1 protein-coding gene is annotated in these 2,341 nt (G+C 71.3%); it reads right to left on the bottom strand.

The genetic code is table 11. The features are described from left to right. The coding region (locus AB0B72_RS40125; protein WP_367745045.1) for a type I polyketide synthase at positions 1–2,303 on the bottom strand (2,303 nt) is incomplete at its 3' end. Between the last annotated feature and the right edge of the window lie 38 nt (positions 2,304–2,341).

Here is a 2,341-nt window from a genome sequence, read left to right as displayed (position 1 = left end):
CCGAAGGACGACACACCGGCCCGGCGCGGACGGCCGGTCTCCGGCCAGGCCACCGGGTCGGACAGCAGGCGCACCGCCCCCGACTCCCAGTCCACGTGCGGAGTCGGCTCGTCCACGTGCAGCGTCTTGGGCAGGATGCCGTGGCGCATCGCCATGACCATCTTGATGATCCCGCCGACACCGGCAGCCGCCTGCGAATGCCCGATGTTCGACTTCAGCGAACCCAGCCACAGCGGGGTCTCTCTGCCCTGTCCATAGGTGGCGAGCAGCGCCTGCGCCTCGATCGGGTCGCCCAGCGTGGTGCCCGTGCCGTGCGCCTCCACCGCGTCCACGTCGGTCACGGAGAGACCCGCGTTGGCCAGCGCCTGGCGGATGACCCGCTGCTGCGACGGGCCGTTCGGCGCCGTCAGCCCATTCGAAGCACCGTCCTGGTTGACCGCGCTGCCCCGGACGATCGCGAGCACCGGATGACCGTTGCGCTCGGCGTCCGACAGCCGCTCAAGCAGCAGCATGCCGACGCCCTCCGACCAGCCGGTGCCGTCGGCGGCGGCGGCGAACGCCTTGCACCGGCCGTCGGCCGCCAGGCCGCGCTGCCGGCTGAAGTCGATGAACGCGCCGGGGGTCGACATGACGGTCACACCGCCGGCCAGGGCGAGGGAGCATTCCCCCTGGCGGAGAGCCTGGGCGGCGAGGTGCAGGGCGACCAGCGAGGACGAGCACGCGGTGTCGACGGTCACGGCCGGGCCTTCGAGCCCGAAGGTGTACGCGACCCGGCCCGAGGCGATGCTGCCCGAGGTTCCTGTGCCCAGGTAGCCCTCGGCGCCGTCGGGCACCGAGTGGAGCAGCATGGAGTAGTCGTTGTACATGACCCCGGCGAACACGCCGGTCTGGCTGCCGCGCGCCGTCGCGGGGTCGATTCCGGCCCGCTCGAAGGCCTCCCACGACGCTTCGAGCAGCAGCCGCTGCTGCGGGTCCATCGTCAGGGCCTCGCGCGGCGAGATGCCGAAGAAGGCCGGGTCGAACTGGTCGGCGTCGTGCAGGAAACCGCCTTCGGCCGTGTAGCTCGTGCCCGACTGATCGGGATCGGCGTCGAACAGCGCCTCGACGTCCCAGCCGCGCTCCATGGGGAACCTGGAGACGCCGTCCCCGCCCAGGGCGACGAGCTGCCACAGCTCGTCAGGAGTTCGCACTCCGCCCGGATAGCGGCAGCTCATGCCCACGATCGCGATCGGCTCGGTGTCCGGAACCGCCGTCGCGTACGGCGTGGCGAGCTCGACCACGCCACCGAGGAGCTCGGCGCGAAGGTGACCGACGAGGGCGGCCGGGCTCGGGTAGTCGAAGACGAGTGTGGCGGGCAGGCGGAGGCCGGTGGCCGCGTTGAGCCGGTTGCGCAGCTCGACGGCGGTGAGTGAGTCGAAGCCCAGCTCCTTGAACGCCTTGCCCGGCTCGATCCCGTCGCCTGAGGCATGGCCCAGCACTGCGGCGAGCTGTCCCGTGACGAGGTGGAGCAGGGCCTTGTCCCGCTCCTGTTCCGGCAGCGCGGCGAGCCTCTTCCCAAGCGCGGCTCCGGCTCCGGCGGAGGCGTCCACGGTGCGGCGGGCCGGTGTCCGGACCAGCCCCCGCATGATCGACGGCACCGCCCCCGACGCCGCCATCGCGGCCAGATCCAACCGGATCGGCACCAGCACCGGCCGATCCGCGCCCAACGCCGCGTCGAACAACTCAAGACCGTGACCCACACTCAGCGGAGCCACACCACCCCGGCCCATCCGCTCCACATCGGCCGCGTCCAAGCTGCCGGCCATGCCTCCCGCCTGCTCCCACAACCCCCACGCCAACGACACCCCAGCAAGGCCACGGGAACGGCGATAGGCCGCCAGCCCGTCCAGGAAGGCGTTCGCCGCCGCGTAGTTGCCCTGACCGGCGTTACCGAACACCCCCGACGCCGAAGAGAACAACACGAACGCCCGCACATCACCGGCCAGCTCATGCAGGTTCAGCGCCGCGTCCACCTTCGGCCGCAACACCTTCTCCACCCGCTCCGGGGTCAAAGAGGTGATCACACCGTCGTCCAGCACACCGGCGGTGTGCACCACCGCGTCCACCGGATGATCAGCCAGCAACCGCGCCACCGCGTCCCGGTCGGCCACATCACAGGCCACCACCGCGACCGACGCACCCAGCTCCTCCAACTCGGAGACCAGGTCACCCGCACCCGGAGCCTCCAGACCACGCCTGCTGGTCAACACCAACCGCCGCACCCCACGCACCGTCACCAGATGCCGGGCCAGCAACCCACCCAACGTGCCCGTCCCACCCGTGATCAACACCGTGCTGTCGG

It is taken from the genome of Microbispora sp. NPDC049125 (assembly GCF_040802045.1).
Lineage (GTDB): Bacteria > Actinomycetota > Actinomycetes > Streptosporangiales > Streptosporangiaceae > Microbispora.
The sequence above is the reverse complement of the archived record's forward strand: the minus strand, read 5'-3'. Positions and strand labels throughout refer to the sequence as shown.